At 72.7% G+C, this 24,738-nt stretch carries 24 protein-coding genes; 7 read left to right on the top strand and 17 right to left on the bottom strand.

Annotated features, from left to right (window positions below):
• Nucleotides 1-9: 9 nt before the first annotated feature.
• Together ACGF3A_RS01810 and ACGF3A_RS01805 are read left to right on the top strand one after the other, a co-directional pair.
• Nucleotides 10-1,479 (top strand): MFS transporter, encoded by a 1,470-nt coding sequence (locus ACGF3A_RS01810; protein ID WP_393724713.1) that lies wholly within the window; start codon nt 10-12, stop codon nt 1,477-1,479.
• Nucleotides 1,480-1,545: 66 nt separating this feature from the next.
• Complete coding sequence (locus ACGF3A_RS01805) at nt 1,546-2,430, top strand: hypothetical protein (protein WP_393724711.1); 885 nt, start codon at nt 1,546-1,548, stop codon at nt 2,428-2,430.
• A 52-nt stretch (nt 2,431-2,482) separates the two neighbouring features.
• Here the strand turns inward: ACGF3A_RS01805 and ACGF3A_RS01800 are convergent, their stop codons facing one another.
• From ACGF3A_RS01800 to ACGF3A_RS01755, 10 genes are all read right to left on the bottom strand, one after another.
• Complete coding sequence (locus ACGF3A_RS01800) at nt 2,483-3,337, bottom strand: hypothetical protein (protein WP_393724709.1); 855 nt, start codon at nt 3,335-3,337, stop codon at nt 2,483-2,485.
• A complete protein-coding gene (locus ACGF3A_RS01795) occupies nt 3,334-3,873 on the bottom strand; it encodes a DUF2165 domain-containing protein (RefSeq protein ID WP_393724707.1) in 540 nt (179 codons plus the stop codon). Before ACGF3A_RS01795 ends, ACGF3A_RS01800 begins: the two co-directional genes overlap by 4 nt.
• Before the next feature lie 22 nt (nt 3,874-3,895).
• Nucleotides 3,896-4,390 (bottom strand): nuclear transport factor 2 family protein, encoded by a 495-nt coding sequence (locus tag ACGF3A_RS01790; RefSeq protein WP_393724705.1) that lies wholly within the window; start codon nt 4,388-4,390, stop codon nt 3,896-3,898.
• Nucleotides 4,391-4,427: 37 nt separating this feature from the next.
• The gene (locus tag ACGF3A_RS01785; RefSeq protein WP_393724703.1) at nt 4,428-5,180 is read right to left on the bottom strand and encodes a hypothetical protein; all 753 of its coding nucleotides are present in this window, start codon (nt 5,178-5,180) and stop codon (nt 4,428-4,430) included.
• 193 nt (nt 5,181-5,373) lie between these two features.
• Complete coding sequence (locus tag ACGF3A_RS01780; RefSeq protein WP_393724701.1) at nt 5,374-5,820, bottom strand: hypothetical protein; 447 nt, start codon at nt 5,818-5,820, stop codon at nt 5,374-5,376.
• A complete protein-coding gene (locus ACGF3A_RS01775; RefSeq protein ID WP_393724699.1) occupies nt 5,817-7,511 on the bottom strand; it encodes a hypothetical protein in 1,695 nt (564 codons plus the stop codon). Before ACGF3A_RS01775 ends, ACGF3A_RS01780 begins: the two co-directional genes overlap by 4 nt.
• A gap of 391 nt (nt 7,512-7,902) precedes the next feature.
• On the bottom strand, nt 7,903-9,201 hold the full coding sequence (locus ACGF3A_RS01770) for a GNAT family N-acetyltransferase (protein ID WP_393724697.1): 1,299 nt from the start codon (nt 9,199-9,201) through the stop codon (nt 7,903-7,905).
• An 88-nt stretch (nt 9,202-9,289) separates the two neighbouring features.
• Nucleotides 9,290-9,475, bottom strand: a complete 186-nt coding sequence (locus tag ACGF3A_RS01765; protein WP_393724696.1) for a DUF397 domain-containing protein — start codon at nt 9,473-9,475, stop codon at nt 9,290-9,292.
• A 158-nt stretch (nt 9,476-9,633) separates the two neighbouring features.
• Nucleotides 9,634-10,146 (bottom strand): GNAT family N-acetyltransferase, encoded by a 513-nt coding sequence (locus ACGF3A_RS01760; protein WP_393724695.1) that lies wholly within the window; start codon nt 10,144-10,146, stop codon nt 9,634-9,636.
• 140 nt (nt 10,147-10,286) lie between these two features.
• Nucleotides 10,287-10,667, bottom strand: coding sequence for a tautomerase family protein (locus tag ACGF3A_RS01755; protein ID WP_393724694.1), 381 nt, complete (start codon nt 10,665-10,667; stop codon nt 10,287-10,289).
• A 92-nt stretch (nt 10,668-10,759) separates the two neighbouring features.
• On the opposite strand from ACGF3A_RS01755, the gene ACGF3A_RS01750 reads away from it, so the two are divergent.
• The gene (locus tag ACGF3A_RS01750; RefSeq protein WP_393724692.1) at nt 10,760-11,248 is read left to right on the top strand and encodes a MarR family transcriptional regulator; all 489 of its coding nucleotides are present in this window, start codon (nt 10,760-10,762) and stop codon (nt 11,246-11,248) included.
• Between the two features lie 60 nt (nt 11,249-11,308).
• On the opposite strand, the gene ACGF3A_RS01745 is transcribed toward ACGF3A_RS01750, so the two are convergent.
• On the bottom strand, nt 11,309-12,154 hold the full coding sequence (locus tag ACGF3A_RS01745) for an SAM-dependent methyltransferase (protein WP_393724690.1): 846 nt from the start codon (nt 12,152-12,154) through the stop codon (nt 11,309-11,311).
• A 62-nt stretch (nt 12,155-12,216) separates the two neighbouring features.
• On the opposite strand from ACGF3A_RS01745, the gene ACGF3A_RS01740 reads away from it, so the two are divergent.
• Nucleotides 12,217-12,819, top strand: a complete 603-nt coding sequence (locus ACGF3A_RS01740) for an HD family hydrolase (protein WP_393724689.1) — start codon at nt 12,217-12,219, stop codon at nt 12,817-12,819.
• On the opposite strand, the gene ACGF3A_RS01735 is transcribed toward ACGF3A_RS01740, so the two are convergent.
• Complete coding sequence (locus tag ACGF3A_RS01735) at nt 12,779-12,979, bottom strand: hypothetical protein (RefSeq protein WP_393724687.1); 201 nt, start codon at nt 12,977-12,979, stop codon at nt 12,779-12,781. The genes ACGF3A_RS01740 and ACGF3A_RS01735 overlap by 41 nt on opposite strands.
• A gap of 25 nt (nt 12,980-13,004) precedes the next feature.
• On the opposite strand from ACGF3A_RS01735, the gene ACGF3A_RS01730 reads away from it, so the two are divergent.
• Entirely contained in the window at nt 13,005-13,559 is a 555-nt protein-coding gene (locus tag ACGF3A_RS01730; RefSeq protein ID WP_393724685.1) for a CGNR zinc finger domain-containing protein, read from the top strand.
• Here the strand turns inward: ACGF3A_RS01730 and ACGF3A_RS01725 are convergent.
• Nucleotides 13,546-17,394: a glycoside hydrolase family 2 TIM barrel-domain containing protein gene (locus ACGF3A_RS01725; protein ID WP_393724683.1), complete on the bottom strand. Its 3,849-nt coding sequence runs from the start codon at nt 17,392-17,394 to the stop codon at nt 13,546-13,548. The genes ACGF3A_RS01730 and ACGF3A_RS01725 overlap by 14 nt on opposite strands.
• 187 nt (nt 17,395-17,581) lie before the next feature.
• On the opposite strand from ACGF3A_RS01725, the gene ACGF3A_RS01720 reads away from it, so the two are divergent.
• Nucleotides 17,582-18,151: a Uma2 family endonuclease gene (locus ACGF3A_RS01720; protein WP_393727090.1), complete on the top strand. Its 570-nt coding sequence runs from the start codon at nt 17,582-17,584 to the stop codon at nt 18,149-18,151.
• A 69-nt stretch (nt 18,152-18,220) separates the two neighbouring features.
• Here ACGF3A_RS01720 and ACGF3A_RS01715 read toward each other — a convergent pair whose 3' ends face one another.
• The 4 genes from ACGF3A_RS01715 to ACGF3A_RS01700 form a co-directional block, all read right to left on the bottom strand.
• Complete coding sequence (locus ACGF3A_RS01715) at nt 18,221-19,210, bottom strand: malate dehydrogenase (RefSeq protein WP_393724681.1); 990 nt, start codon at nt 19,208-19,210, stop codon at nt 18,221-18,223.
• Between the two features lie 181 nt (nt 19,211-19,391).
• On the bottom strand, nt 19,392-20,999 hold the full coding sequence (locus tag ACGF3A_RS01710; RefSeq protein ID WP_393724679.1) for a DUF2690 domain-containing protein: 1,608 nt from the start codon (nt 20,997-20,999) through the stop codon (nt 19,392-19,394).
• Nucleotides 21,000-21,250: 251 nt separating this feature from the next.
• The gene (locus ACGF3A_RS01705) at nt 21,251-22,297 is read right to left on the bottom strand and encodes a helix-turn-helix domain-containing protein (RefSeq protein WP_393724677.1); all 1,047 of its coding nucleotides are present in this window, start codon (nt 22,295-22,297) and stop codon (nt 21,251-21,253) included.
• Nucleotides 22,294-23,136: a peptidoglycan-binding protein gene (locus ACGF3A_RS01700; protein WP_393724675.1), complete on the bottom strand. Its 843-nt coding sequence runs from the start codon at nt 23,134-23,136 to the stop codon at nt 22,294-22,296. The genes ACGF3A_RS01705 and ACGF3A_RS01700 overlap by 4 nt, the downstream gene beginning before the upstream one ends.
• Before the next feature lie 249 nt (nt 23,137-23,385).
• Here ACGF3A_RS01700 and ACGF3A_RS01695 point away from each other — a divergent pair, with 249 nt between their 5' ends.
• Nucleotides 23,386-24,648, top strand: a complete 1,263-nt coding sequence (locus ACGF3A_RS01695; protein ID WP_393724673.1) for an endonuclease/exonuclease/phosphatase family protein — start codon at nt 23,386-23,388, stop codon at nt 24,646-24,648.
• Nucleotides 24,649-24,738: the final 90 nt, after the last annotated feature.

Here is a 24,738-nt window from a genome sequence, read left to right as displayed (position 1 = left end):
GGCCCTGTCATGCCCGAAACCGCCGCCGCGACGCCCGACACGCGAAGTCCGGCGCCGCCACCCCCGTCCGCCGCCCGGCCCGGCGGGGTCCTGGCCCTGATGTCGGCGTGCGTCGTACTGGCCGTCTCGCTGGTCGCCGCCGTCAACCTGGCCCTGCCGAAGCTCGCCGCAAGCTCCCTGCACCCGGGCCACACGCAGCTCGTGTGGATCGTCGACGCCTACGTCCTCGTCTTCGCCTGCCTCCTCGTCCCCGCGGGCGCGCTCGGCGACCGGCGCGGCCGCAAGGGCGCCCTCCTCGCGGGGCTCGCGGTCTTCGCCGCGGGGTGCGTGCTGGCGGCCCTCGCGCCGAACGTGGCCGTCCTCATCGCCGCCCGGGCGCTGTCCGGCGCGGGCGCCGCGCTGATCATGCCCGCGACGCTGTCGCTGGCCGTGGGCGCGGCGGAGCCCGGGCGCCGGGCGCACGCGGTCGCCATCTGGACGGCGGCGACGGGCGCCGCGGGGATCGTGGGCAACCTCGGCGGCGGACTGGTCCTCCAGTACCTGCCGTGGCAGGGCCTGTTCTGGGCCTCGGCGCCGCTGGCCCTGCTCCTCCTGGCGCTGACCGCGCGACTGACACCCCGCATGGCCCCGTCCCCCACGGCGGGCCCCGCCGACCCGCCGGGCACAGCCCTCCTCGTCCTCGCCTCCCTCGCCCTCCTCACCGGCATCATCGAGGGCCCCGAGCACGGCTGGTCCTCGCCCCTGGTCCTGGGCGCCTTCTGCGGGGCGGCCGTCCTCGGGGCGCTCTTCCTCGCCCACGGACTCCGCTCCGCGCGGCCCCTGTTCGACCCCCGCGTCTTCCGGGCCCGGGCGCTGAGGGCGGGCACGCTGGGCATCACGGCCACCTTCTTCGGCCTCTTCGCGCTCTTCTACGTCAACGCGCAGTACCTCCAGTACGAGAAGGGCTACTCCCCCGCGCTCGCCGGGCTCGCCATCGGCCCCGTGGCCATCGGCATGATCGTCGTCTCGCGGCTCAGCCCCGCGCTCGTACGCCGCCGGGGCCGACCGCTCGTGGTCGCGGCGGGCCTGGCCTGCGTGGTCGCGGGCCTGGCCCTGCTGTCGCTGCTCACGAGCGGGACGCCGTACGTCTGGTACGCGGCCATCCTCCTGCTCCTCTCCCTGGGCATGGGCCTGGCCATGCCGGCCCTGTCCACGGCCGTCCTCTCCGCGCTCCCCGCCGAACGGGCGGGCCTGGGCTCCGGACTCAACGGCGCGGCCCGCGAGTTCGGCAGCGCACTGGGCGTCGCCGCGATGGGCACGACCCTGGCGGGCCGTACGGACTTCACGGACGGCATGTCCTTGGGCTTCCGCGTCACGGCGGCGGTGGTGGCACTCCTGAGCGTGCCGACGGTGTGGTGGCTCCGCGCCCGCACCGGTCCCGCGCCGGAGGACCGCTCACCGGCCCGGCACCCGGAGAAGAAGGAGCTGGAGCAGCGGTAACCCGTTCGTGCGACAAGCACACGATTCCTGCGGGTGGTTGACAGATGTGCCCTTACTGTCCAGCGCATGGTCAGTGCACCGCACGAAGCACAGCACCGGATCTTCCAGGAGAATCCGCGGCTGTTCGCCAGCGCGTTCCGCGTGCTCGGCATCCCCTTCCCCGATCCGGTGGAGGTGTCGCTCATGGACACCGACCTCACGGAGATGAAGCCGCTGGAGCGGCACGTGGACACGCTGCTGCGGGTGGAGGTGGAGGACGGCAGCAGCTATCTCCTCGCCATCGAGGCGCAGGGGAGGAAGGCCCCGGAGAAGCCGAGCAGCTGGGCGTACTACCTGGCGCACCTCTACGCGAAGTACCGCTACCCGCCCATCCTGCTCGTGGTCTGCCGCGACAAGGGCACCGCCACGTGGGCGGCCGAGCCCATCCGCATCGGCCTCCCCAGCCACCCCACCCTCACGGTCCACCCCCTGGTCCTGGGCCCGCACAACGTCCCGGCCATCACCGACCCCGCCGAGGCCGCCGCCGACATCCCGCTCGCCGTGTTCTCGGCGATCACGCATGGTAACGACCCCGATGCCGCTGCCATACTGGAGGCGCTGGCCTCGGCCCTCACCTCGACAGACGCCGAATCCGCGGCGATCTTCGCCGAATTCACCGAAGTCGGTCTGGGCGACACCCCGGCCCGTGATCTCTGGAGGCACTTGATGAGCACCAGCCTCAGCCACTTCCACGGCCTTGTCGCCGAGACCTTCCGCGAGGAAGGGCGTTGCCTGGAGAGGGCCTCGGCGGTTGTGCAGGCGCTCGAATTCCGCGACGTCCCTCTCACCGACGCCGATCGCGCCCGGGTCGCCGCGTGCACCGACATGCCCACCCTCGCCCGCTGGTTCGAGCGTGCCTTCACGGTCACGTCCGCCGACGAGCTCTTCGCCGACGAGGACGAGGAGAGCTAGCGGAGGTCCCTGAGGTGGCGGAAGCGTTCCAGGACTGCGGGGGTCTCGTCGGTCACGGTAGTGGCCGGGGCAGGCCCATGGGGTTGGGGGTGGGGAGGGCGGCTGTCTCGAAGAGGTGGCGGGCCAGGGGGGTTGCCCGGGTGATGATCCGCTCCGCCAGCTCGGGGTCCGGGGGCGCGGCCAGGGCGTCGGTGCGGGCCTCCAGTGCCGTGCGGAGGGACTCGCCGGACGGGGTGAGGCGGCCGTCGGCGGTGAGGAGGCCGCGGGCGGCGAGCGTGTCGGCGGCGGTGGCCCATTCCTCCTCCGTCCAGCCCCGCGTGGTCCGGAGGAGCGCGGCGGGGACGAGGCCGGTCGCCGCGTGGGTGACGCCCGCGTCGAGCCCCGTCAGCCCGTGCTCGGCGGCGGCCCGTATGTGCCCGTCGCCCCGGTGCTCGCGCAGGACCGTGGCCGCCAGCCACAGCCGTTCCGGCCACGCGCGCGTGCCGGGGCGCGGGACGCGGGCCCAGGCCGTCGCCAGGGGGCGGTCCTCCACGTCGTACGCGTCGGCCGCGCGTTCCAGCAGTTCCGTCAACGCGCGCAGTTCCTCCGGAGGGAAGTCGTCCGGAAGCGCGCGGGCCAGCGCGGCGCCGGTCGCTTCCAGGCGGGTACGGAGCACCTGTTCCGGCGAGGCGTACCCCCACGCGTCCGGCAGCGCGCGGCCCACCCGCGTCGGCGCGAAGACGAAGCACAGGGCCTGACCGGTCGCCGCGCCGACGGGCCCGGCGGGGGCCAGGCGTCCCGCGAAGTACCCCATCCACCAGCCCCGCAGGCCCACTTCGCGGGCGGCGTCGGCCGTCTCGGGGGCGAAGTACGAGAGCGCGTGCAGCGGTTCGACGGCCGCCCAGAGACGGCGCGCGAGGCCGTTCATGAGGAGGACCCCGTGCCTGTACCCGTGCCCGTGCCCGTGTCCGTACGGGCGGGCAGGTGGACCAGGATGAGGGTGAGGCCCGCGAACATGAAGTTGCGGGCCGCCGCCTCCGTACCGTTCCACTTCTCGGACTGCCACATGGCGAACCACTCGCCGCCGATCGCCAGGAACCCCACCCCGAAGAGGAGCAGCAGCATCAGCAGGCCGAGCGTCGAGGCACGGCGCGGGCGTTCGTGGCCGCGGTCGCCGTGGCGCAGGGAGCGGGCCCAGAGCACGGTCGCCGCCACCAGCACCAGCGCCGCCACCGTCTCCCAGACGATGATCGCGACGTACGCGACGTCGGCGACCGTCTCGTTCCCGATCGCGCGCCACATCAGGTCCTCGTCCTTGAACGTCGTGTCCATCGCGAAGACGTGCCGCACGAAGTCCTGGTTGGTGCCGAAGTCCGTGATGTTCCCGAACGCCACCAGCGCGATGTAGAGCGCGAGCGTCCCCGTCAGTGCCGTCGCCACCACCGGCAGCGTTCCCGCCTTCATGGCCCCACCCCTCCTGTCCCGTTCACGTACCCGGCGTGCACGCCTCCGCGATCGCCAGGCTGTCCTCGTAGAGGTGATAGCGGACGACGCGGCCCTCACGCACCGTGAGCCGCATCGCGTACGGCGAGTGGAAGCCCTTGCCCGTGGCGCGCACGTGCCCCCTCAGCATCCCCATGATCACCGCGTCCTCACCGTCCACGAGGACGGTTTCCACGGCCCGTCGGTTGTCCGGCGCGGATTCGACCCCGGCGGCGAGCTCGGCGAAGTGCGCCGCGACGTCGGCGCGCGTCGCGCGGGGGCGGATCCAGGGCACCACGGGGTTCGCGGCGATCCGCCAGTCGACCCGCTCGGCGAAGAGCTCCGCGACGCGCCCGGGGTCGCCCTCGGCGATACGGGTGAGGAGTTCGGCGACGGCGGTACGGGTACCGGCGGACGGGTCGGGGGACGGGGCGGGGGACGGGGCGGGGGACGGGGCGAGGGACGGGGCGAGGGACGGGGCGGTGCGCGCGTCAGTCATGGAGTCGATGGTGGGCCGTGCGCCCGGCTGCCGTCGATTACCTCCCGAGTAAGGCGCTCTTGTCGTCCGACACCCCCTCCTGGACCACGCCGAAGGACGCCCGTGCCGTCTCCACCAGGTCCCGCTGCGCGGAACGGTCCGTGTCCGGGCCCGTCGCGACGAGCGCGTACGGCTCGCCGTTCGGCGCCACGAAGCGGTGGTCGAGCACGTGCCGCGCGCCGAACTCGGCGCTCTCGAAGCGGTACTCCAGTTCGCCGCTGCCGTCCTCCAGTTCGCGCAGGCCGAGCCGTTCGTAGCCGGGCTTCCCACTGACGTACCCCTCGGCCAGCGTCACCGACTCGACCGGCGTGCTGTCCTCCACCCAGAAGACCTGGAGCTGCTCGCCCCCGTCGCTGGACGCGAACGCCACGACCCGGTCCTTGGGCTCCGTACGCGCCCACCCCTCCGGCACGAAGAGGCTCTGCCCGTCGGGCCCCTCGGCCACCTCGAAGCCGAGCGGCGCCTCCAGGGCGGTGGGGCTCGGGGTGGGGGTGGGGGTCGGGGTGGTGGGCGTCGAGGGCTCGTCCTTGGGCTCGGGGTCGGACTCGCGCTCCGTGGGCGTACGCGCCGCGCTCGTCGTCCCGCGCGCGCCCCGCCCCTCGCCCCCGCCGCGCCCGTCGTCCCCGTCGTTCCGTACGAGCAGCCAGCCGCCGACGCCGAGCGCCCCGCACAGCACCACCGCGGCGACGACGAGCGCGAGCACACGCCCCGTACGGGGGACGGGTGGCTGCGGCGGCTCCTCGGACGGCACCCCGTGGAAGGCCCCGAGGGTCGGCTCGTAGGAGGGGTCGTAGGGAAGGTCGTAGGGAGGGGGCGGTTCAGGTTCAGATTCAGGGTCAGAGCCAGGTTCAGGTTCTGGCGGGGGCTGGGGCGGTACGTCCCCCTCCACCCAGCGCTGCCGCTCGGCGTCCCAGCGTCGCGTCACGTCGTCCCCCCCTCCTGGCCTACCCCGCGCCCACGAGCTGCGCGATGGCCTGGGCGACGGCGCCCGCCGAGGCCAGCCCCGCCGCGGCCGTCGCCCCGGCCTGGAGCCGGGCGTTCAGCCGCCGCAGCCGTCCCTCGTCCACGCTCCCCGTGCGTTCGGCCTCGTCCTCGACCTCCGCCAGCGCACCGTCGGTCTCGGCCGTCTCGTCGCTGGGCGCGAGCAGCGCGAGGTGCGTGCGGAGGATGCGTACGGCCTCCAGCAGTTCGCGTACCGCGTCGTCGTACCGCTGGTCGGCGGGCGCGGCGGACGGTGCGGCGTGGTGCACCGCGCTCGCGTGTTCGCCCGACGCCACGGCGCCGCCCGACATCGAGCCGATGCTGATCGCACCGGCGCCCGACTGCCGCGTCTGGTACCGCTTGGTCTCCCGCTCGGTCTCCCGCTCGTCCGGGGCATCCGGGTCGTTCATCTCGCCGCGCTCCTCTCCTCCTTGTGCGTGGCCTGGGCGCCCGGTCCTGTCGCGACCGCGCCCCCGGCCATCTGCCCGATGAAGACGCCGCCCTCGCGCACCTGTACGACCTGCTGCTCGAAGCGGTCGGTCTCGTACCCCTGGGCCTCCAGCGCGTCCCGTACGCCGTTCTCGATCCGGTCCTGGACCGTCTTCACGTAGCGGCTGACGTCCATCTGCTGGAAGAGCGACACCTCGTCCGTACTGCCCATCTCGCGCACCGAGTTGAGCGGGCCGTCCGGCAGCGCGCGGGCCGGGTTCGCGAGCCAGGTACGGAGGACCTGGGCGACCGTGCCGACCATGGAGAGCGCGGCGGCGAACGTCGCGGTCGGGCTGGTCAGCAGCGCGCTCACGCCGTCGCGCAGCACGTCGTCGGGGCGGCGCGCGGCGATCACGTCGACGTCCCGGAACTCCTCCAGGACCGGCCCCAGCACATGCGGCACGACCTCCAGCACCAGCATCCCGCCCTGGGTGTGGACGCGGACGAGGACGGTGACGACGAGCTGCTCGCCCCACGCGCCGACCCGGACGCGCAGGAAGTGGCGCCGCGCCTCCCCGCCCTCGTCGACGGATTCGGCCAGGTGGCGCTGGAGCTCCGCGGGCTCGTACACGCCCTCGTCGCGGCCGACCCCGGACGGCAGGTACACGAACTCGTCGAACGCCAGCTCCCGCAGCCGGTCCCTGCTGTCCCGCGCCGCCGACCGGCGCAGCGCCTCCAGCCGGGGGCGGATGAGGTCGATGACGCGGCGACTGGTGAGCCCGTCGGGACCGGGACCGGGACCGGGACCGGGTCCGGGGCCCGTGGCAGCGGCGGGGTCCGGGTCGGGGACGGGGGCCGCGAACTCCTTCCGCCTGAGTTCGAGCGCGAACGACCAGGGCTGGAAGGGGACTCCGGCCCCGACGAACGGCCTCTGCGGGTCGTACAGCGCCCCCGGCGCGTACTGCTCGCGCGCGATGGCCCGCGCGACCCGCCCCACGCGGGCGGTGACGGGGAGCCGCGGCGGGGGCTGGAGGGGGAACGCGTCCTTGCCCAGCTCGTTCCGCATCAGCCGCGCCATGTGCGTGCGATGCACCCATACGGCCGCCATCAGCGCCAACGGGAAGATCACCGCGCCCGGTGCCTCGGTGAAGACGTACACCGCCCAGACCCAGTACCCGATCGCGAAGAGCCGCGCCCAGAAGGTGACGACCATCGCCGCGCCCCGGCGCGCGGCACCCATCCGCGCGCGGGCGACGCGCAGCGCGACCCGCGCCGAACGGTCCACCGCGTACACCGCCGTACCGCGCCCCGACACGAACCGGGCGCCCCACAGCACGAAGCACACCGCAGCGAACACGAGCGGAGCGAGGACGTCCGCCGCCGCCGGACCCGAGCCCGAGCCGCCGCTTCCGCCGCTGCCGCCGCCGGAGCGGGACCAGCCGACCGCGAAGAAGGCGACCCAGACCGAGAGCAACGTGAGCGCCGTGACCACGTCGAGCCGCCGCGCGCGGAGCGCGTGCGCGAGCACGACGAGCACATCGACGCCGTGCGAGGGCGGAACGGGGCGCTCCTCATGCCCGAGCAGCTCATCGATGACGCGGTGCCGGAAACCGACATTGAGGTACGTCCCGGCGCACAGCAGTCTGGTCGCCTCACTGCGCTGGCCATTCATCCGCCCACCTCCCCAACCCCACGGAAGGGGGCGGGAGTTACCGGTAGTGCGCTCCTCAGCGTACGCCGGTGGCCCGGAGAAGAACGAGGTCAGCACGGCCCTTGACAGCGGCGCCGAGACTCATGGCTGAGGGCAAGGTGCGAGCCGTCCCTGTCCCGCACCTCACCCTGCCTGTGATGCGCTCCTCAGCCTGCGCCACCGGCCGCCACACACGCCACACTTGACCCGTCCCACGGTCCCACGTGGGACGGGACACCCGCTGACCTGCGGGCATACCAGCCGGAATGAAGACGCGGCGGGACGGAGGACGACTCGTGTCGCCTCCTGTCATCTCCTGGGGCCGCTGTGACGGACGGGACAGCCCCTCTCCTCCGGGCCGCCACCCCCCGGCTCAGGAGACCGCCCACGGCATCGCACATGGCCCGTCGTGCTCGGGCTCGGGGCAGACGAGGCGACACAGCGCGTCCTTGAGCACGCCGATCCCTCCGAGCCCGCCCGTGCCGTCCGTGCCGTCCGTGCCGTCCGTGCCGTCCGTGCCGTCCGTGCCGTCCGTGCCGTCCGTGCCGGGCAGAGTGACGGTGACCCGCACCTCGGCGAGCCCCCGGTCCGCCGAGGGCCGCTGCCCCGGATGCTCGATGACCCACTGCTCGGCCAGGTCCTCGTACCGCTCCTCGACATCGGCCCCGCGCACCAGATCGACGGTGCCGCTCCGCACGAGCCCACGCGCCCTCTCCGCCAGACCCTCGACCTCCGCCCCTGTCCCGTAGACCCCGAGCCGCACCTCGTGGGGGCGGTAGGCGTGCGTACGCGTGAACGGCGTGAACCCGAGCGCCCCGTACACCTGGCGCGGAACGGGGTACCCGTCGTCCCCCCGCGCCCCCACCACGGCCCTCCGCGCTCCCGCCGCCGCGAACGCACGCAGCACTGCCCCGCACACCGCCCGCGCCAGCCCTCTCCGCTGATGCCCGGGCCGGGTCGCCACCGGCTCGAACAGCCCCGTCCGGTTCGCCTCGTCGTACCACCCCTGGCAGAACGCGACGACCGTCCCCGCACCATCGACCGCGACGACGTCGAACTCGCCCCGGTACGGCCACACCTCCCGCAGCCGCCCGTACCGCTCCCCCGTGCACCACCCGCCCCCGAACGCCGCGCGATGCACCTCCGCCCTGCTCTCCCTCTCCCGCGCGTCCTCACCCCGCAGGGCCCGTACGGAGATCCCCTCGGGCACCCCCGGCACGTCCCCCTCGTTCCTCTCATCCCCCTCGACGCGCGGGTCCAGGCTCCGTTCCATCCGCACCGTGAACGGCTCGTCGTCCTCGGCCGCGTAGCCGCGCCGCTCCAGCGCGGCGCGCAGATGCGGCTCCGACTCGGCCACATCGACCCGCACCGGAGCCCCGGCAGCGCGCTCCGCCCAGGCGATCACCTCGTCGGCCAGCGTCTCCTCGTCCCTGGCGACCTGCGCCATCAGCCGCCGCTCCGGCAGTTCGAGCCAGCCCCAGGCCACGGCCCGTCCGTCGCGCCGCCAGACCGCGGTGGGCCGCTGGTCCTCACGGCCGAGCGCCAGGCACCAGCTCCACGCGAGGTCGCCCACGTGCCAGCGCCCGGCCCCCTCGAACTCCCGCTGGGCCAGCTCCTGCATGGCCCGCAACGCCCGCGGGCCGGCGTACTCGTCACGCTGAGGCGTATCCATCTCCTCATGCTGGGCGGGCCCGCCGGACCCGGCAACGCAATTCGCCCCGGTCAGGCGGCGCCGGACGGCCGCTGCGGTCCCGGAGGCCTCAACGCGCCACGTACGCCACGAACTTCTCCCACGAGCGCCCGGGGAAGCCCAGCACCGGACGGTCGACGTCCTTGGTGTCCCGCACCAGCACGTCCTCGGTCCCCGCCGCGACCTCAAGGCAGTCCTTGCCCTGACTCTCGCTGTAACTCGACTTGAACCAGTCCAGAGCGTCCATCTCTCTCATCCGCCAACTCCTCGATGAACAGGACGATGCCGCTCTCTGTTGATGCCCCGGGACGCACCGTAGGCACACCTCGCCCACCGCCCGACCGCCGCCGAAAGGCGTGAACCTGTTGCCCGGTTGCCCGGAGCCGTCCGGGGCACCCTCCCCGGGTGGCGCGCTCACCCAGGGCGCACGCGGGACCAGCGGACCTCCCCGTCCTGCCACGCGTCGGTCGGACGGAGCCCGGCCGCCGCCGCGACGGCGGCCGAGGCGTGATGGTCCGGGTGGACATGGGCCAGAACGGTGCGCACACCGGCGGCGTCCAGGGCAGCGACCAGCGCGCGGGCGGCCTCGACGGCGAGGCCCCGGCCCTGCCAGGGAGCACCGACGATCCACGCGATCTCGGCGGTGGGAGTGCGGTCAGGGGCAGACGTCAGGGTGGCCTGCACCGTGCCGACGAGGGCGGTCGTGGCGCGGAGTTGGAGCACCCAGTTGCACCAGGTCACCTCGGGGTCCGGGGCTCCCGCGGTGAGCCGGACGTACCGGGCGCGCAGCTCCTCCTCTCCTGGCGGGGCGCCCCCGATGAACGCGTACAGAACGGGGTCGGACAGGACGTCGGCCATCTCCGCCGCGTGCGCGACGCGCAGGGGCAGGAGGTCGAGACGGCGGGTGCGGATCGGCTCCGTCCGCATGGTCAGCGGCTCCGGGGGCGGGTGACGCAGGGGCGGGGGCGGTCCGCGCGGGCTGCGCAGGCCACGCGAGGGGCGGTCATCGCGGCAAGGTACCGAGCCCCCGGAACACCGGCCAGCCGATTTCGGCCGGACCGCGTCCGCTACACCACTTCGCCGCCCACGCCCGAGCGGCCGGGCGGGACCGGGACGAGGATCACCGTCACCCTCTTCCGTATCTCCTCGCCCAGGGCCGCGACGGCGGCATCGGTGACGGCGGCGATCAGGCGGGCGGGCTTGTCCGCGTGCTCGGGCGCGAAGGCCGCTTCGCGGAGGCGGAGGGTGATGACCGGCGCGCTGTCGCGCGAGGGGGCGCCGCCGACGCCCCAGCGGCCGTCGGGGATGCCGAAGATCTCCACGGCGGCGAGCTCGAAGAACCGCTCTCCGTACACCGAGGCGACAGCTTCGGCCAGTCCACGGATGAGTTTCGGCTCGACCGAGCCGTCAAGGGCCTCTTCACGGATTCTTACGTCGAAGTGGGGCATGGTGAATCTCCATTTGGCAAGGAGGTGCACACGGGATGGGTAACATGGACCATTTCTCTTTGCTTCCAAAGCAGCTTTAATCTCAAAGGTAAATGGAGGAGCGGGCGGTGTCAACGACCAATCACCGACGACGGGGGCTCGACGAGGAAGAGGCCATCAGAGCCCTGCTGCTGCTCATGCCCCGCATGGTCGGACGCGCGAAGCGCATCCCCGTCCCGGACGAGCTCCAGTCCCTGGCCCTCGCGCCCCGTCACCTCTCCCTGCTCTCCTACCTCCTCTTCGACGGCCCCGCGACCGTGAACGACCTGGCCGCGAGGCTCGAAGTCGCCCCCACCACCGTGAGCCTGATGGTCGGCGAGCTGAGCCGTAAGGGCATCCTGGAGCGCCGCGAGGACCCGGACGACCGGCGCCGCCGCATCGTGAGCATCGTCGAGGAGCGGGGCCCCGAGATCGCGGGCTGGCTCGCCCGCGGCGCCGACGCCTGGCGCCAGGCCGTCGCCCCGCTCACTCCCGCCCAGCGCCAACTGGTGATCGACACCCTGGAGACCTACGAGTCCGCGATGGCGGAGGCCGAGGACTGAGGGCCCGAGGACTGAGCGCCCGCCGGCTGAGGGCCCACCGGCTGGGGGCCCGGCCCCCGCTCAGCGTGTGATGCCCACCGCCACATGGAACGGAGCCGCCGCGTCCGGCAGCACCTCCACCTCGCCGAGCCCCTCCGGCTGGGCCTCCGGATGCCACTGGTGCGCCCTGACCATGCCCGGGGCGAGCAGGTCGAGGCCGTCGAAGAAGCCCAGCAACTCGTCGCGCGTGCGCGGCCGCACCTCGATACCGCTCCTGCGGTACGGCTCATTGGCCCGTGCCACGGCCTCCGGGGCGAAGTCCGCCGTGAGGTGGGAGAGGACCAGGAAGCTGCCCGAGGGCAGCGCCGCCAGCAGCCGGGCCACGCACCCGTACGCCTCCTCGTCGTCCGGCACGAAGTGGAGGAGGGCGAGCACGGAGAGCGCGACAGGGCGGCGCAGGTCGAGCGTGCCGGTGACCTCGGGCGAGCCCAGGATGCCCTCCGGGTCGCGGACGTCGGCCTCCAGGAAGACCGCGCGCCCCTCCGCCGCGCAGCTCTCCAGCAGCCGCCCGGACAGCTTCCGTACCGTCGGGTCGCTGTCCGTGTAGACGACACGCGCGTCGGGCGCGACAGCCTGGGCCGACCGGTGCAGGTTCGGCTCGGTGGGGATGCCGCTCCCGACGTCGAGGAACTGCCGGACCCCGTACCGTCCGGCGAGCACCCGCGTGGCGCGGTGCAGGAACGCCCGGTTGCTCCGGGCCAGTCCGGGCACGGTCGGCATGCTCTCCAGGGCCGCTTGCGCCGCTGCCCTGTCGGCGGGGAAGTGGGTCGTGCCGCCCAGGAAGTAGTCGTACATCCGGGCCGCGTTGGGGCGGGAGGTGTCGATGTCGTCCTGGCCGGGTTCGAGTGGGGCGCTGTCGGCTGTCATGGGAGTCCTCTTCCAAGGCCGCGCCGAGCGAAACGGCGGCCCCTCGGGGAGACACTGGGCTCATGAGAAGTGAGCTTCATGATCTTGGAGGGCTCTTCGGGTTCGTGGCGTACAGCGCGCGGCTCCGGGAGGTCACGCGGCACAACAACGCCACCGCCGGGCGCAAGGAGAGCGTGGCGGAGCACTCGTGGCATCTGGCGATGGTGACGTGGACGCTGCACGCCGAGTTCGAGCGGGAAACGGGACATCCTCTGGACCTTGAGCGAATGCTCAAACTCTGTCTGATGCACGATCTGGTCGAGATCGACGCGGGCGATCCGTCCGCGTGGGGACAGGCGGACGACGGGGGCAAGGCGGCGGCCGAGGACGCGGTCGCGCGGCGGCGGTTCGGGGCGCTGCCGGAGCCGCTCGCGGGCGAATTCCTCGCCCTGTGGCGCGAGTACGAGGACGCGCGTACGCCGGAGGCGCTGCTCGTGCGCGGCGTCGACCGGCTCAACCCGGCGCTGATGCGCGCCCTGACGGGGCAGGGCTGGGCCGACGTCGGCGCCGACGCGGCGGCGCTCGACGCGCTCCAGCTGCCGCGCGTCGGCGTCAGCGACACGCTGCGCGCGCTGTACGAGGAGGTCAGGGACGCGGCCGTACGGCAGGGCCTGCTGCCCTCTTGACCAGCTGGCCGTCGACCAGGACGACGAGGCACCCGCAGGGACCGGCGCAGTACTCGACCTCCCCCAGGGACGTCCGGTGCCGGGAGCGTGTCGTCCACTCCCCCGCGCCGACGGGGAGCCAGCACAGCGGGCAGCGGTCCACATCCTGATGCACAGCCATGGGTCCACCGTGCTGTCATGGTCTTATGCAGTTCAACCATTACGGCGGTGAGGCCGCCAAGCTGGCCGCGGACCTGGTGAACGCCCCCGCGCCCTTCACCCCCGCAGCCCTCGAACCCCTGCTCGCCGCCCACGGCATCGTCGAGCGGGCCCTGACGGACGTACAGGCGACGGAGCTGGAGGAGTGGAGCAGCGGGCTCGGCGCCGCCTTCGGGCCGCAGGAGCTGGAGACGCGCGTGGCCGCCGTCAACGCCCTCCTCTCCGCCGCCTCCAGCCGCCCGTACCTCACGACGCACGACGGGCACGCGCCGCACCTGCACTACAGCGCGCCGGACGCGGACCCGGCCGCGCACGTCCGCGCGGTCACGGCGGCCGGGCTGGCGACCCTGGTCTGCTCGGCGGGCGCGCACCGGCTCGGCCGGTGCGCGCACCCGGGCTGCACGCTGGCGTTCGTGGACACCTCGCGCAACGGACGGCGCGCGTACTGCTCCGTGCGCTGCGCCAACAACGACGCCGTCGCGCGCCACCGCGCCCGCAAGGGAACCAAAAGGGCAGCCGAAGAAGCCGTCAGCTCCCCGTGAGCACCCCGTACGCCTCCTTCGGCTCGCGGAACCACGTCAGCAGGCCCTTGTTGTGGAAGCCGCGCACCTCGACGGGGTTTCCGCCGCCGCCCTCCGGGGTGAGCATGAACTCGCTCACCGGCCAGTACATCGTGCCGAGCGTCTTGGGCCGGTCGTCGAGCTGGCGGCCGTACGCGGCGACGAGTTCAGCTTGGTACCGCTCGGTTCCCTTTCCGTCGCCGGGACGGCCCCTGACCGCCTCCGCTCCGTATTCGCTGACAACCAGGGGCTTGCCGCCCGCCTTCTTCTGAATGGCGTCGGTCAGGCCCGCGACGTCGTCGAACTCGCCGTAGTACCAGCCGGAGTAGATGTTCGCGAGGATCACGTCCTGGTACGCGTAGGACTTGTCGTCCGTGTGCCAGGCGCTGACCTCGGTGTAGAGGCGCGAGGGGTCGCGCTCCCTGCCGTGCGCGATCATGTCGCGGACGTACGCTGCGCCCTCGTCGGTCTGCGTGTGGTTCTCGTTGCCGACCGACCAGGTGACGACGGAGGGGTGGCCGCGGTCCCGGCGGACCATGCGGTCGAGGCGGTCACGGGCGAACGCGCGGGTCTTCTCCGAGGCCAGCTGCTCCTTCTTCGCCTGCGTCACGTTGATCTCCTCCACGACGAGGAAGCCCAGCTCGTCGGCGGCGTCCAGCAGCGCGGGCGTCGTCGGGTAGTGCCCTGGCCGGAAGAGCCGGAAGCCGTCGTCATGCAGCTTCCTCAGCTCCCGCCGCGAGAGGCCCGCCGGGTCGGTACGGCCCAGCCCCGGGTGGTCGGCGTGCCGGTTAAAGCCCTTGAGGTTCTTCACCGCGTGCCCGTTGAGCAGGACCTCGCCGTCCTCGGCCTCGACCGTGCGGAAGCCGGTACGGGTGGTGAGCGCCCGGCCCCCGGAGTCCGGGGTGACCCGTACGTCGTACAGACGCGGGTTCTCCAGCGTCCACAGCTCCGGGTCGTCCACCTTGAGCTTCACGGGGCGCGATTCTCCGCCGCCCTCGGGGAGTTCGAAGGTAACCTTCCGGTCGAGTCCCGCCACCCGCACCCGCGCGGGCACCTCCCGGGTCCCGCCCGTCGCGTTCACCCCCGAGGCGCGCAACTCCAGCGTGCCGTCCGCCGCGCCCTGGGCCGTGACATGGGTGACCTCCGCCTCGCGCGTGCGCTCGACACGGACCTCGTCCTGGAGGCCGCCCCAGTTCCAGTACAGGTCCTGGTTGATGCCGTAGGGCGCGATCGTCTCCTTCTTCCGGTTGTCGACGAGGACGGTGAGCTGGTTGTCCCCGTCCCGTACGGCCTCCGTGACGTCCAGGCGTTCGGGGAGATAGCCGCCCGTGGAGGTGCCGACCTGCTCGCCGTTCACGAAGTAGCGGCACTCGAAGAAGCAGGACTCGGCGACGAGCGAAACCCGCCCGCCGTCTCCCCCCGGCTGACGGAACGTCTTCCGGTACGCCGACACCTGCCCCTCGTGGTCGTTCCAGCGCGCCCGTACGGCGCCGAAGGAGCTGGGCACCTGGACCGGGGTCATCGCGGACTCGTCGAAGCCGGGGCGCGCGGCGGGCGGCAGGTCGCCGTCGAGCGCGCCCTCGGGCAGCTCGTCCTCGACGGCGAACTTCCAGGTGCCGTTCAGGGCGCTGGGGCTCCCTCCGCCCCGGACCTCGATACGGCGCTCCGCCGTGACCGTGCCCTGCGCGGTCACGGCCTCGGCGCGCAGGGTGTGCGTGCCGGGCGGCAGCCAGTCGGCGTTCGCCGCGACGCGCCACTCGGCGTCCTCCCCGGTCCCGTCGGCGTACTGCCGGGTCATCTCCGAGAGCGCGGTGCCGTCGACCGAGAAGCGGACGGTACGGGTGTCGTACGGGGCCGTCACCTCGATGTCCGTGACGCCCTCGGCCGTACGGTCGCGGGGCGCGACGAAGCGGACCTCGCGGCGCTCCTCGGGCGCGTCGTGACCGGCCGCCTCGACGACCTTCCGTGCGGCGGACGGGAGTTCGGTGAGCCCGAGATGGTTGGGCGCGAACGTGTTCTTCTCCGTGCCGGACTTCCCTGGGCGCGGATCGTCCGTCCAGTTGTCGCGCGCGATGTTGTAGCCGCCCCAGGAGGCCCAGGCCGAGAGCCACTTGACGTCGGTCTTCTCCAGGTCGTGGTCGGTGATGCTCCACACGACGTTGTTCTGCGTGGTCCAGTGGCGGCTGCGCTCGTCGTGGTAGATGCCGTTGCCGGTGGGCGACTTCTCGGTGTCGATGTCGTTCGCGTAGACCTTCGAACCCGGCGACTGGCCCTGCGTGTAGATCCCGGCGCCGTCGCGGAGGGTGCGCATGTGGTCGTGGATGCGGTTGTGGGAGACGACGACGTCGCGCTGGACGTCCTTGTCCCCGACGAAGTCCCAGCCCCAGCCGACGGAGATCGCGGTGTACGGGAGGTGGGTGACCGTGTTGTGGTCGACGGCGAGGCCGTCGTTGTAGCCGCCGAAGATCCCGACGTTGTCGCGGAACTCGCGGGCGACGTGGGTGATCTCGTTACGGCGTACGACGTTGTCGCGCGAGCGCGAACGGGGGTCCCCGGGGCGGGCCTTCGTGTCGCCGACGAAGACCGCGCCGCCGGACAGGTCGGTGAACGTGCTCCGCTCGACCGTGCTGCCGCTGGTGCCGCCCGACAGGTCGAGGGCGCCCGCGCCGAGGCGCTGCCAGGTCCCGTCGCGGAACGTGACGTCCCGCGCGGCCTCGACCTCGACGGCCGTACGGATGCGGGGGTACTGCTCGCCGTGGCCCGGCTGGGTGCCGGTCGGGGCGCCGTCCACGTAGTGCCCGGCCTGCCCGCTGACGTACCCGTCCCGGGTCGAGGGCCGCCGCCAGGTGGTGTGCTCGAAGCCGATGCCCTCGAACGTGAGTCCGGTGACGGGCTCGTCGAGGGTCCCCTTGACCGTGAGGAGCTGCTCGGCACGGGGCAGCACGGCCTCGGCGAGGGCCATGTCCTCGCCCTCGCGCGGCACGTACGACACGGTCCGCTTCCGCTCGTCCACGTAGAACTGGCCGGGCGTGCCCAGCAGTTCGTACGCGTTCTCGAACCAGTCGATGCCGTGGTAACGGCTGCTGGACGGTGACGCGGACTCCCAGCCGGTCTGCGTCTTGAGCGCCTGGTTGTTCCAGCAGGGCTGGTCGAGCGTGAGGGTGCTGGTACTGGTGCCGCCGTCGCCCTTCGCCGCCTCGGCGACGCCACAGCGGAAGTCCCGCCACTGCACGGCCGTCACGGCCTCCAGGTCCTCGGGGTGCGCGAAGGAGGCGAACCGCTTGTCGGCCCCGGTGATCCCGTCCTCCGTCACCTCGCAGTCGTCCTTGCCGCAGGCCGCGCTCCGCGCCCGTACGGCGCGCTCACCGTCGACGTACATCTGCCGCGCACCCGAGGCACCTTCGGGCAGGGGCGCGGTCCAGACATTCTTCTTCTCGTCCGTCCGCTTCCACCCCTCGACGGGCACCCCGCCGTCGAACACCGGCTCGGCGCCGGGCGCCGCGCGCCACGTCACCCGGTGCCCGTCGCGGCCGGAGTCCTCGGACGTCAGTGCGAGCGGCTCCGCGAGCCGGTACCGCCCGCCCGCCAGTTCGACGGTCACATCCCCCTGGCCGGTGGCCTTACGCGCGGCGTCCCGTGCCCCAGTCAGCCCGCAGGGCGCCTCGGCGGAGCACTCCTCGCCCCGCCCGTCGGGCGCGGCATGGACGGTACGGGCGGGGGTGGGGGCCGACTCGGAGACGGCCGCGTTCAGGGGGAGCAAGAGGGCCGCCGCGAGTCCGGCGGCGAGTGGTCTGACCGTACGTTTCGCGAGCCGCATGGGGGTGCCTCCGCTACGCGCGACGGGGAGAGGTCCTATCTCTGCCGAGCGGGGCGGACTCTAGTGACGCCTGGTGCGGTCATCAAGAGGTAGAGGTCGGATCAATATGAAGAACGCGAGCCGCACGCGTGTCCGTCGGCCCGTACGTATCGTTGAGGCTCTCATCGAAGTCGACGACAGGATCGCGATGGCCGAGAGCGGCGAGCGGAGTCTGGACGAACTGTTCGAACTCCTGGAGCGCATGCCCGTCCCCGAGGGCTACAAGGTCGAGATTGTCGAGGGGACGGTCTACATGACGCCGCAGCGGGATGTGCATTGGCAGACGATCAGGAAGATCCTCCATGCACTTGAGGCGCGGTTCGGCCTCGACGTACCGGTCCTTTCGGACGTGAGGATCGACTTCTCGGGCGACCGGAACGGCTTCGCGCCGGACATCGCAAAGATCAAGGACTCCGCCGAGAAGGGCGCCTCCGGCCGTTGGGGTCCCGAGGACGTGGACTTCATCGCCGAGGTGATCTCAAGGGGCACCGCGTTCAACGACTACGGGCAGAAGAAGAGCGTCTACGCCACCGACGAGGTGCCCGTCTACCTCATCGCCGACCCCTACCTGCGCCGCTGTCGTGTCTTCACCCAACCCGAGGACGGTGACTACAAGGTCGAGACCACGGTGCAGTACGGCGCCCAGGTCGACCTGACCGGCACAGATCTGGACCTGATCCTGGAGACGAAGGACTTCCCCACGGAGCGGAAGAACTGAGCAGGACAACCCGAAAGGGCCCGTACGGATCACTTCCGTACGGGCCCTTCTTCACGCCGTCGGTTCGGCTCAGATCAGGCCGAGGCCGCGTACCGCGTCGCGCTCCTCGGTGAGCTCCTGCACCGAGGCGTCGATGCGGGTGCGGGAGAAGTCGTTGATCTCCAGGCCCTGGACGATCTCGTACTTGCCGTCCTTCGTGGTGACCGGGAAGGAGGAGATGATGCCCTCCGGCACGCCGTAGGAGCCGTCGGACGGGATGCCCATGGAGGTCCAGTCGCCGTCGGCGGTGCCGTTGACCCAGGTGTGGACGTGGTCGATGGCGGCGTTCGCGGCGGAGGCGGCCGAGGAGGCGCCACGGGCCTCGATGATCGCGGCGCCGCGCTTGGCGACGGTCGGGATGAACTCGTCGGCGAGCCACTTCTCGTCGTTGACGGTCTCGGCGGCGTTCTTGCCCGCGACCGTGGCGTGGAAGATGTCCGGGTACTGGGTCGCCGAGTGGTTGCCCCAGATCGTCAGCCGCTTGATGTCGGCGACGGTCGAGCCGGTCTTCTTCGCGAGCTGGGTCAGCGCGCGGTTGTGGTCGAGGCGGGTCATCGCGGTGAAGCGCTCGGCCGGGACGTCCGGGGCCGAGGCCTGGGCGATCAGCGCGTTGGTGTTGGCCGGGTTGCCGACGACCAGGACCTTGATGTCGTCCGCCGCGTGGTCGTTGATGGCCTTGCCCTGCGGCTTGAAGATGCCGCCGTTGGCCTCCAGCAGGTCGCCGCGCTCCATGCCCTTGGTGCGCGGGCGGGCGCCGACGAGCAGCGCGACGTTGGCGCCGTCGAAGGCGACGTTCGGGTCGTCGCTGATCTCGATGCCCTGGAGGAGCGGGAACGCGCAGTCGTCCAGCTCCATCGCGGTGCCCTCGGCCGCCTTCAGCGCCGGGGTGATCTCCAGAAGCCGCAGCTTCACCGGCACATCCGCGCCCAGCAACTGGCCGGAGGCGATCCGGAACAGCAGCGCGTAGCCGATCTGACCGGCGGCGCCGGTGACGGTGACATTGACGGGAGTGCGGGTCATGGCGATCTCCGTAGTGCCTGGTAGAAGCTGACGTGGCCGGCGGTTTGTGGCGCCTCAAGTCTCTCTACGTCAAGAGACCCACCCGTCAGGCTATCCGACCCTCGACGCGCGGGAGGGCCCGGCCCCTGTCCGGGCCGGACCCCCGTTCCGTCACCGCGCTCGTCCCGTACGAGCCGCGCGCTTACTCCTGGACCCTCTTGCCCGGGGTCGTGCAGCCCGAGCCCCCGGCGACGAGGGTCGCGCAGGCGCGGGCCCCGTCCCGGTTCTTGACGGAGACCATCTCGGTGTACGCGTCGTTGGTCGTCTTGACCTTGTCGCTCTCGGCCTGGCCGCCACCGGCGGTGATCTTGAGGGCGTCGCCCTTGGTCGCGCTGGTGATGCGCGCCCACGACGCCTTGCAGACCTTGCTGTAGCGCACCTCTATGTAGCTCTGGCCGACCCAGGCGGAGCTGACGCTCTTCGCGTACTGCCCGCCGCAGCCCATGCTCTCCGGGTCCTTCCCGGAGCAGTCGCTGCCGCTGCACTTCACGCCCGCCGGCAGGTTCGCCGACTTCTTGCTGGGCGAGGGCGACGGCGGTGAGGCCTTGTCGTCGTCACCCGTCAGGTCGAAGAGCAGCACCGCGGCGGCGATCACGACGAGCGCGCCGACGATCCCCGCCAGGAACATCGTCACCCGGCGGCGCCCCGCGTCGCGCCCCTGGACGGCCGGTCCTTCGGGGGTGGCGGGCCCCGGTATGCCCCCCGGGCCCGCCGGGGATATCGGCGGCGCGGCGGAGGCGAGACCGGGGTGCGAGGCGGACGCCTCGGAACTGGTCGCACCGGAGGCCGGGGCGGCGCCCTGGGCCTCGGGACGCGCCCCCCACGCGGAGACGTCCACACGCTGCGGACCCGTCCCCGTCTGCGGCAGCTGGGTCGTCTTCGGCGCCTGCCCCGTGCGGGGCAGCTGCGTCGTCTTCGGGGCCTGGCCCGGCCCGTCACCGGCGCCCGGCGCGCGCGGCTCCCGCTCACGGGTCCCGGCACCGGCTCCCGCTCCCGCTCCGGCGGCACCGCTCGCGGCCGTACCGTCCTTGCGCAGCCGTGCCGTGGCACCGGCGGCAGCGGCCGCACCGGCGCCCGCGCCCGCCGAGGAGCCCGCCTTCAGGGAGGAGTCCCCGGGCAGGGTCACGCGCCGCAGCGCGCGCGTCCTGTCGTCGTCGGCGGCCGAGGTGTCCGAGCCTCCCGGACCGCCCGGACCGCCCGCCGAACCGGGACCGCCCGCCGGTCCGGAACCACCGCTGCGGGAACCAGGCCGGCCCGAGCCACCCGGGCCGCCCTGGCCACCGGGCATCTCCGGGGCCACAGGCCCCGGTGCCACGGGTCCTACGGGCGGTGCGACAGGCCCGGCGGCCTGTCCGGCGGCTGCGCCGCCCTTCGCCTTGCGCCGCTTGCGCCCCTTCGCGGGCTCGTCGCCGAACTCCCCCAGGGCCGCGCGCGCCTGCGCGACCATGATTGCTTCCATCGTGACGTCGTGCCGCATCTCACTACGGCTCCACGCCCGCTCCGCGAGCTCCCACATGGTGCCGAGGTGCCGCACGTCCGTGTCCGTGACCTCGGCCAGCGCCTGGGTCGCGCCACGGGGCGGCAGCAGCCGCCCGTTCAGATAGCGCTCCCAGGACGACTTGCTGTAACCCGTGCGGTCCGCGATGGTGGCGACGCTCATCCCGCTACGGTCGACGAGCCGCCGCAGCTGGCTCGCGAACTCGCGAATCTGCGGGTCCAGTTCCTCTGGTAGCGCCCTCCAACGAGGCATTGCCTCCCCCTTGTCCCCCCGAATCGTGCTTACTTTCCCCCACCTGCGCCGCGGCCCCCCGGGCTGCAGTACTGGCTACCCAGGGGGATGCAGAAAGCCAGGATGTCAGTTCCGGGATCGGGGGCGCACGGGAGCATGACGGGCCAATACCCTCACCCGCGCACACCCCGTTGGTCACGCGTACCCCCTAGTCTGCCAGCCCATCCGGACATCAGTTCAGCCCGGGAGCGGGGGGCACGCGCCGCGACCGTTCAGTCACGGGGCCCGAAGCACGTCCTTTTGCCCCCTTTCGGCACGAGACAGGCCCGGACCTCACCGGTGTCGGACGGACGGACGGCGGCCATCGGCGTCGAGCGCCGCTGCCCCGTCTCGTACGCGTCCTCTATCACTTCACGCTGCGCCTTCACACCGGGCGCGGAAATCTCCACGCGGTCTCCCACCCGCTGCCCCCACATCCGCACCCACGCGGCGCCGCAACGGGGCTGAAAACGGATGTCGAGCATCCGCCCCTCCACCTCGACGGCACGGAGCGTACGCGGTGTCCCGCCCGCGCCGCAGCGCATCTGGACGGGATTCCCGCCGGTGCACTTCGCGCCGTGGCAGCCGACGACCGTCTTCTCCGCCGGAGGGGACGCCTCCGGCGCCTCGGACGGCCCGGACGCGGACGACGCGGACGACGCGGGCCAGAGGGCGAGGGCGAGCGCGAAGGCCCCGGCGCACACGGACGCGCCGAGCGCCGCGAGCCCGAGATGACGCGCCCGCGCCCGGCGGCGCCCCGAACGCCCCGCGCCGCTCGCGGTCGCCCCGGCGGGCAGGCGCGGACGTACGGGCGCGGGCGTGGGCGCGGGCGCGAGGGTCGCGGCCCCGCCCACGGCGTCCTCACCGTCGCGGACATCACGGACTTCTTGGACCTCTTGGGCTTCCTGGGCCTCTTGGGCTTCCTGGCCCGCGCGGTCCTCCCGGTCCTCCCGGTCCTCGCGGTCCTCGCGGTCCTCCCGGGTGTCCCGGTCCTCGCGGGTGTCCCGTAACGCGCGGCCGCTCCAGACCGCGTCCGCCAGCTCCCACAGCGCCGTCGGGCGCCCCGGGTGCTCCCCCGCCACCCGGCAGAGCGCCTCGACGGCCTGCCGCGGCGGCAGCGCCTTGCCGTTGAGATACCGCTCCCAGGACGACTTGCTGTACGGGGTCCTGGCGCCGAGCGCGGCCAGGCTGAGTCCGCTGCGGGAGCGCAGCTCGCGCAGCGTCTCCGCCAGCCGGGCGCACTCGGGCGGCAGCGGGGAGGCGGGCGGCGCGGAGGTCACTTCCGGAGCACCTTCCAGGTGTCGGGGCCGACGGAGCCGTCGTCGGCGATGCCCGCCTTCTTCTGGGCGCGCTTGACGGCGTTGACGGTGTTCTCGCCGTAGATGCCGTCCACGGCGCCGGGCGGGAAGCCCGCCTCGCGCAGCAGGCACTGGGCCTCGACGACCTCCCAGCCGACGGAGTTGATCTCGATCACCTTCCTACGCGTCGCGCTGTGCCCGGCGTACGTCCGCCCGTCGTGCTCGCGGACCTCGCAGCGGTACGTGTCGCCCTTCGGGTGCTTGGGGAACGCGCTCTCGTGCGCGCTCTCCAGCGGATTCCGGCTCCGGCTCTCGGACGGCGACGGCCCCGGGTTCGTCGCGGCCTCGCTCTTCCACGGCTGCGCCGCGACGAGCCCGGTCGCACCGAGGACGAGCCCCGCGGCGACGCCCGCGAGCAGCCAGCGCAGCCCGCGCCGCTCGGGGGCGGCCGGTGCGAGCCGCACAACGGCCGTCTCCGCCTCGGGCACCGCCTCCGGCTCGGGCTCGGGCTCGGGCGCCGGGGCGGCGGCCTGGGTAGGCGGGGGAGCCGGAGTCAGCGACTCCACGTCGCTCGCGACCTCGTAGAGCGCGAGCAGCCGGGTCGGTTCGGTGCCGGTCACGCGGGCCAGCTCCTCCACGGCCTCGCGCGGCGGGAGCGTCTTGCCGTTGAGATACCGCTCCCAGGACGACTTGCTGTACGCGGTCTTGGCGCTCAGCGCCGCGAGGCTGAGACCGCTGTGGTCCTTCAGCCGCCGCATCTGCACGACGAGTTGACGGGCACGCGGATCGAGTGCCTCGGGCAAGCCCTGCCAACGCAGCATGTTCCACCCCGTGTTCGGTGTCCCCCGAGCGGCGTCCGTCCTCGCCGCTCCACTAGTCATGAACGATGCTTTCCGGGCGCGCAAGGTTCCCGTACGCGCCCACTCCGTCCCACAGCGTCCCATCCCACGCCGGACCCCCGCAGGTCAGAGCGGTGCCGTCCCAGAAAAACCCGGGACCGGCGCCGAACGTGGCGCTCCGGGCACGGCCCCGCCAGAGTCGTTCCCCGTCACCGGAATTCGGGGGGATCCATGAGTATCCACAAGCACTGGACGGCGACAGCGGCCCTGGCCCTCACCGCCGCCCTCACGCTCACCGCCTGCGGCGGGGAGGGCGGCGGCGGAGGCGGAGGCGAGGATTCCGGCAAGGGCGTGGGCGGAGGGGCCGCCAAGGCGAAGAGCGCCGAGCTGGGCGCCCGTGCGGGGGCCGGGGCGCGGAAGCCCGGGGCGCTCAAGAAGAAGTGCGACATCTACTCGCAGAACTACAAGATGTACGCCGGGCACTACCGCGGCACGTCCGCCGTCCCGTCCGGTACGGCCGACACAGCGGCGGGGCGCGAGGCCCAGTGCCTGCTCCAGTACGGCCACTTCAGCCCGGGCACCATCGACGGGATCTTCGGCAAGAACTCGAAGCGGGCCATGAAGCGGTTCCAGGAGTACGTCAACTCCACCCAGCACGCGGGACTGAAGGCCGACGGGCTGCCGGGGCCGAAGTCCTGGCCGTACCTGCGCAAGATCAACGAGTACGACGGGCAGATGCCCTCCGCGTCCGGCGCCGGTGAGCGGCCCGCGAAGGCCGCCGGGGTCGTCAGCAACCGCGTGCTCACCTTCAATCTGCACGGCCCCGGCAAGCACAAGGTCGAGGACCAGGCCGCCGAGATCGCCAAGTACAAGCCGACGGTGTTCGGCACCCAGGAGACGTGCGGCGACAAGGTCGACGACTTCCTGCGGGAGCTGAAGAACAAGCACGGCGTGGAGTACTACGCGATCTTCAGGGGCTTCTCCCACAAGGTGAGCCAGTGCGGCCTCTTCAACAACTCCTACGGCCAGGCCCTGTTCTCCACGAAGCCGCTCCGCGACTACAAGTTCGTGAAGTACGACGACAGCGGTCACGAGGGCCGGGGCTACGTCGCGGCGACCACCGAGATCGGCGGCAAGGACGTCCGGGTCTTCAACACCCACCTGGCGTCCAAGGACGACGAGCGCGACGAGCGCGCCAGCCAGGTGCGGCAGCTGGAGGGCGAGGCCCGCAAGCACAACAGGGCCGTGGTGATGGGCGACTTCAACGCGCAGCAGCACTGGCCCGAGATGCGCCCGCTGTACCAGCACTTCACGGAGGCGGACCCGTACTGCGGAGCGACGTACGACGGGCGCTGCAAGCCGACGTTCGGCAAGGGCAAGTTCGACTACGTCTTCCTGCGCCGGGGCGCGTACAGCCCGCCCGGCGTCGGGGTGCACGAGACCCCGCACTCCGACCACCGCATCGTCCACGCGGACATCAAGGCGCGGTTCTGAGCGGCCCGCGCAGCCGCACGACGCTCACGGAGCGCACCGCACAAGGCGGCGGCCCGTCCTTCCACGGGGGGAAGGACGGGCCGCCGTCGT

Source organism: Streptomyces sp. NPDC048172, from assembly GCF_043202595.1.
In the GTDB taxonomy this organism is placed as follows: domain Bacteria; phylum Actinomycetota; class Actinomycetes; order Streptomycetales; family Streptomycetaceae; genus Streptomyces.
This window is presented reverse-complemented; position numbering and strand designations above follow the sequence as displayed.

Bases quoted from the DNA above. Each gene is read 5' to 3' on its own strand.
- ACGF3A_RS01810 (WP_393724713.1), top strand. From the start codon at position 10: ATGCCCGAAACCGCCGCCGCGACGCCCGACACGCGAAGTCCGGCGCCG.
- ACGF3A_RS01805 (WP_393724711.1), top strand. From the start codon at position 1,546: ATGGTCAGTGCACCGCACGAAGCACAGCACCGGATCTTCCAGGAGAAT.
- ACGF3A_RS01800 (WP_393724709.1), bottom strand. From the start codon at position 3,337: ATGAACGGCCTCGCGCGCCGTCTCTGGGCGGCCGTCGAACCGCTGCAC.
- ACGF3A_RS01795 (WP_393724707.1), bottom strand. From the start codon at position 3,873: ATGAAGGCGGGAACGCTGCCGGTGGTGGCGACGGCACTGACGGGGACG.
- ACGF3A_RS01790 (WP_393724705.1), bottom strand. From the start codon at position 4,390: ATGACTGACGCGCGCACCGCCCCGTCCCTCGCCCCGTCCCTCGCCCCG.
- ACGF3A_RS01780 (WP_393724701.1), bottom strand. From the start codon at position 5,820: ATGAACGACCCGGATGCCCCGGACGAGCGGGAGACCGAGCGGGAGACC.
- ACGF3A_RS01775 (WP_393724699.1), bottom strand. From the start codon at position 7,511: ATGAATGGCCAGCGCAGTGAGGCGACCAGACTGCTGTGCGCCGGGACG.
- ACGF3A_RS01770 (WP_393724697.1), bottom strand. From the start codon at position 9,201: ATGGATACGCCTCAGCGTGACGAGTACGCCGGCCCGCGGGCGTTGCGG.
- ACGF3A_RS01765 (WP_393724696.1), bottom strand. From the start codon at position 9,475: ATGAGAGAGATGGACGCTCTGGACTGGTTCAAGTCGAGTTACAGCGAG.
- ACGF3A_RS01760 (WP_393724695.1), bottom strand. From the start codon at position 10,146: ATGCGGACGGAGCCGATCCGCACCCGCCGTCTCGACCTCCTGCCCCTG.
- ACGF3A_RS01755 (WP_393724694.1), bottom strand. From the start codon at position 10,667: ATGCCCCACTTCGACGTAAGAATCCGTGAAGAGGCCCTTGACGGCTCG.
- ACGF3A_RS01750 (WP_393724692.1), top strand. From the start codon at position 10,760: ATGGAGGAGCGGGCGGTGTCAACGACCAATCACCGACGACGGGGGCTC.
- ACGF3A_RS01745 (WP_393724690.1), bottom strand. From the start codon at position 12,154: ATGACAGCCGACAGCGCCCCACTCGAACCCGGCCAGGACGACATCGAC.
- ACGF3A_RS01740 (WP_393724689.1), top strand. From the start codon at position 12,217: ATGAGAAGTGAGCTTCATGATCTTGGAGGGCTCTTCGGGTTCGTGGCG.
- ACGF3A_RS01735 (WP_393724687.1), bottom strand. From the start codon at position 12,979: ATGGCTGTGCATCAGGATGTGGACCGCTGCCCGCTGTGCTGGCTCCCC.
- ACGF3A_RS01730 (WP_393724685.1), top strand. From the start codon at position 13,005: ATGCAGTTCAACCATTACGGCGGTGAGGCCGCCAAGCTGGCCGCGGAC.
- ACGF3A_RS01725 (WP_393724683.1), bottom strand. From the start codon at position 17,394: ATGCGGCTCGCGAAACGTACGGTCAGACCACTCGCCGCCGGACTCGCG.
- ACGF3A_RS01720 (WP_393727090.1), top strand. From the start codon at position 17,582: ATGGCCGAGAGCGGCGAGCGGAGTCTGGACGAACTGTTCGAACTCCTG.
- ACGF3A_RS01715 (WP_393724681.1), bottom strand. From the start codon at position 19,210: ATGACCCGCACTCCCGTCAATGTCACCGTCACCGGCGCCGCCGGTCAG.
- ACGF3A_RS01710 (WP_393724679.1), bottom strand. From the start codon at position 20,999: ATGCCTCGTTGGAGGGCGCTACCAGAGGAACTGGACCCGCAGATTCGC.
- ACGF3A_RS01700 (WP_393724675.1), bottom strand. From the start codon at position 23,136: ATGCTGCGTTGGCAGGGCTTGCCCGAGGCACTCGATCCGCGTGCCCGT.
- ACGF3A_RS01695 (WP_393724673.1), top strand. From the start codon at position 23,386: ATGAGTATCCACAAGCACTGGACGGCGACAGCGGCCCTGGCCCTCACC.